Below are 3578 nucleotides of genomic sequence, written 5' to 3'. Positions count from 1 at the left end.
GATCACTGCTCGGCGGTGCCCTCCTGCCCACCTCGGGCGCACGCCCGCTGGCACTCGTCGGCGGGCTGCTCACGCTGGTCGCCCTCACACTGCTCTCCGTAGACGCGCGCCGGGGCCGCACCGCCGGGCCAGCGCCGACCGCCACCCGAGCCCCCACCAGCTCCGCAGCTACGCGGCAGGTCACACCCGCCCGGACGGCAACGCCATTCCACGATCGGCAGAACGCGTCCTAGGCTGCCTCGGTTACATCGCCGGAGGTGTCTCGGTCCACCGCTGGCTGAGGTTCCACCCGCTCCGAACGCATGTTGACGTTGACCGCGGCTGCCGTAGTTGGCGGTCGTGGATGCCTCTCGCCGCCGATGATCTCGAGCACGCAGCCCTCGAGCGTGCCCTTCAGCATCTCCGTCAGGTCGTCCATCGCGGCTCCTCTTCGGCCCCCCTGGTACCTTGTACTACCGAGTACCGCTATACGGTAGCGCCGAGTACCGCTATACGGTAGCGCCAAGGGTGCCCGGCAAATGGACGCGAATCGCCCTCGCGTTGCTCCGGACGCGACTACGGTCAGACCAGTGGTCGATCACCTCAGCGCGGTGGAGGCACTCAAGGCGGACCCGACCCTGTCCGGGTTGCGCCGCTCCCTCGAGGCGTACTACGGCGACCCGGCCCGCGAGGCGGCGATGGACGCGTTCTACGCGCCCCTGGTCCGCCCAGGGGACTTGGCCTTCGACGTCGGCGCGCACGTGGGCGACCGGCTCGGCAGCTTCCGGCGGCTGGGCGCCCGCGTGGTGGCCATCGAGCCGCAACCGCTCTGCACCCGGGCCCTGCGCGCCCTCTACGCGCACGACGACCGGGTGACCGTGGTGGAGGCGGCGTGCGGGGCGTGTACCGGGCCGGTGCGGCTGCACGTCAACTCGGCGAACCCGACGATCTCCACGGCGTCGGCGGGCTTCCTGCAGGCCGCCGATGGGGCCGGCGGCTGGGAGGACGAGATCTGGGACGTCGAGATCGAGGTGGCCGGAACCACACTCGACACACTGGTCGCGGCGCACGGCGTGCCGGGCTTCGTGAAGATCGACGTGGAGGGATTCGAGGACGCCGTGCTGGCCGGATTGAGCCGCCCCCTGCCGGCGCTGTCCTTCGAGTTCACCACCATCGAACGGGACCTGGCCGCACACTGCCTGGACCGGCTCACCCGGCTCGGCTTCACCACGTTCACCGTGGCGCTCGGCGACGAGATGGCGTTCGCTCTTGATGGCTGGCGGCCGGCGGGCGAGGTGGCGGCGTACCTGCGGGCGCTGCCCCACGAGGCCAACTCGGGCGACGTCTACGCCCGCGCCCGGCCCGCCTGACCCGCCTGGCGGACGTCAGGCAGCGGCAAAGGCGGCGAGCCGGTCCGAACGTGTGGGGCTCGAATACTCGGTTCGGCTGTCTGAATTGCGGTTCTGTGCGAGCTCGAGCCCGGCGCAGCCGGCATGCTCGTCGCCATGAGCACGTCGTTGCTGTACCTGCTGCTTCGCCAGGTCCTGCGGATGTTGTCCCAGCTCGCCCGTGACGATGGGGCCAAGGATGTGGAGATCCTGGTGCTCCGCCATCAGGTGGCGGCGCTGAGCCGCCAGGTGACCCGCCTCGATCTCGAACCGGCCGACCGGGTGGTGTTGGCGGTGCTGTCGCGGCTGCTGCCCCGCCCTCGCTGGTCGGTGTTCTTCGTGACCCCGGCGACGCTGCTTCGTTGGCATCGTGAACTCGTCGCCCGGCGATGGACGTACCCGCACGCCCGGCCGGGCCGGCCACCAGTGAACGCACAGGTCCGCGACCTGGCGCTGCGACTCGCGGCGGAGAACCCGTCGTGGGGGCACCGCCGCATCCAGGGCGAAATGCTCGGCCTGGGCTACCGGGTCGCGGCGAGCACGGTGTGGAGGATCCTCAACCAGGCCGGGGTCGACCCGGCACCCCGGCGGTCCGGACCCACCTGGAAACAATTCCTGACCGCCCAGGCCCACACGATCCTGGCCTGCGACTTCTTCACCGTCGACACCGTATTCCTCAAGCGGATCTACGTGCTGTTCTTCGTCGAGATCGCCACCCGCCAAGTCCACGTGGTTGGGGTGACCGCCCATCCAACCGGCACCTGGGTGACGCAGCAAGCACGAAATCTGCTGATCGACCTCGACCAGCACGCGGCTGGGCTGCGGTTCCTGCTCCGCGACCGCGATACGAAATTCGCGGCGGTCTTCGACACGGTGTTCACCGCCGAAGGCATCGACGTGATCAAGACCCCGCCGCAGGCACCCCGGGCGAACGCATTCGCCGAACGATGGGTAGGCACCGTACGCCGGGAGTGCACCGACAAGATGCTCATCGTCGGCGAGCGGCACCTCGCGACCGTCCTCGCCGAGTACACGGCCCACTACAACAGCCACCGCCCACATCGATCGCTGGATCAGCGGCCGCCGAATCCTGCGCCGCACGTTGTCGACCTGAACGGTGTGCGGATCCAACGGTGACCGATCCTAGGCGGATTGATCAACGAATATTCGCAGGCAGCGTAGCCGGACCGACTTTACGAGCCCCACACCCGCTGGTCAGCGGGCTTCCGCACGATCTCCAGCGTGATTTTCAAGGTGTCGCGGGTCCAGTCGACGAGACGGCCCGCGAAGCCCTGGTCGGCGAAGACGTGCCGGATCGGGGTGGCCAGATAAGCGCTGAGCAGGGCGGTCTTCGCGCCGTCGCGGTCCTGCCACGACGCGGCCATCACCGCCACGGTGACCAACAGCCCGGCGGTATCGGTGATGACGAACCGTTTCCTGCCGTTGACCTTCTTACCCGCGTCGTAGCCCCGCGTCTGCTGCCCGACGGTGTCGGCGCCCTTCACCGACTGCGAGTCGATGATCCCCGCCGACGGCTCCGGATTCCACCCATCCTGCACCCGCGCCTTGACCCGCAGCGCGGCCAGCAGGTTCTCAGTCACACCGGCGTCCTCCCAGCGCACGAAATACCAGTACACCGTCTGCCACGGCGGCAGATCCGCCGGCAGGTACCGCCACGGACACCCCGAGCGAACCACGTACAAGATCGCGTTGACGATCTCCCGACGAGGGTGCTTCTCCCGCCGCCCGTCCATGCTGGGCTCCGGCAACAACCCTTCGATCAACCCCCACTGGGCATCGGTCAGGTCCGACGGGTAACCACGACGAGGCGACGACACCCCGACACCCTGCCCGCCCCGGCGGCCATCTTCACGCCACCACACCGTCCACACCCGACCTTTTCAAACACGCACTTACTGGGCGTTTTGATCACTCTTGCTGCATATTGCTGCTTCCGTGGGCCTGGTCGGTGAGGCGTCGGCAGGGTCGAATGATCACCACTGGGACCAGGTTCACCTGATTGATGCCGATGCGAGATGCCCTGCTTTGATCCGCAGATCGTGTCTGGTTCAGGAAAGTTCGGGAATCGCCGGACCCAACTGCGAGCCACCGCACAGTCCACAGTAGACATGTCGTATGGCCGAACGACCCGCCTACCCCTCCGACCTGTCCGACGCCCGCTGGGCGCTGATCGCACCACGCCTGGACGCC

3 protein-coding genes and 2 pseudogenes are annotated in these 3578 nt (G+C 68.3%); 3 read left to right on the top strand and 2 right to left on the bottom strand.

What is annotated here, in order from left to right:
- Nucleotides 1–233, top strand: a pseudogene (locus ABZV00_RS37690) (hypothetical protein); the annotation flags it as partial.
- Here the strand turns inward: ABZV00_RS37690 and ABZV00_RS37685 are convergent.
- On the bottom strand, nt 230–418 hold the full coding sequence (locus ABZV00_RS37685; protein ID WP_355615412.1) for a hypothetical protein: 189 nt from the start codon (nt 416–418) through the stop codon (nt 230–232). The pseudogene ABZV00_RS37690 and the gene ABZV00_RS37685 overlap by 4 nt on opposite strands.
- Nucleotides 419–518: 100 nt before the next feature.
- Here ABZV00_RS37685 and ABZV00_RS37680 point away from each other — a divergent pair, with 100 nt between their 5' ends.
- A complete protein-coding gene (locus ABZV00_RS37680; RefSeq protein WP_355615409.1) occupies nt 519–1349 on the top strand; it encodes an FkbM family methyltransferase in 831 nt (276 codons plus the stop codon).
- 135 nt (nt 1350–1484) lie between these two features.
- The gene (locus ABZV00_RS37675) at nt 1485–2504 is read left to right on the top strand and encodes an integrase core domain-containing protein (RefSeq protein WP_355615406.1); all 1020 of its coding nucleotides are present in this window, start codon (nt 1485–1487) and stop codon (nt 2502–2504) included.
- 86 nt (nt 2505–2590) lie between these two features.
- Here ABZV00_RS37675 and ABZV00_RS37670 read toward each other — a convergent pair.
- Nucleotides 2591–3184 (bottom strand): annotated as a pseudogene (locus tag ABZV00_RS37670) (IS5 family transposase); the annotation flags it as partial.
- Nucleotides 3185–3578: the final 394 nt, after the last annotated feature.

Source organism: Micromonospora sp. NPDC005173 (assembly GCF_040608515.1).
Classification (GTDB): domain Bacteria; phylum Actinomycetota; class Actinomycetes; order Mycobacteriales; family Micromonosporaceae; genus Micromonospora.
The sequence above is the reverse complement of the archived record's forward strand: the minus strand, read 5'-3'. Positions and strand labels throughout refer to the sequence as shown.

Excerpts from the sequence above, each read along its gene's own strand:
- ABZV00_RS37685 (WP_355615412.1), bottom strand. The coding sequence starts at position 418 with ATGGACGACCTGACGGAGATGCTGAAGGGCACGCTCGAGGGCTGCGTG.
- ABZV00_RS37680 (WP_355615409.1), top strand. The coding sequence starts at position 519 with ATGGACGCGAATCGCCCTCGCGTTGCTCCGGACGCGACTACGGTCAGA.
- ABZV00_RS37675 (WP_355615406.1), top strand. The coding sequence starts at position 1,485 with ATGAGCACGTCGTTGCTGTACCTGCTGCTTCGCCAGGTCCTGCGGATG.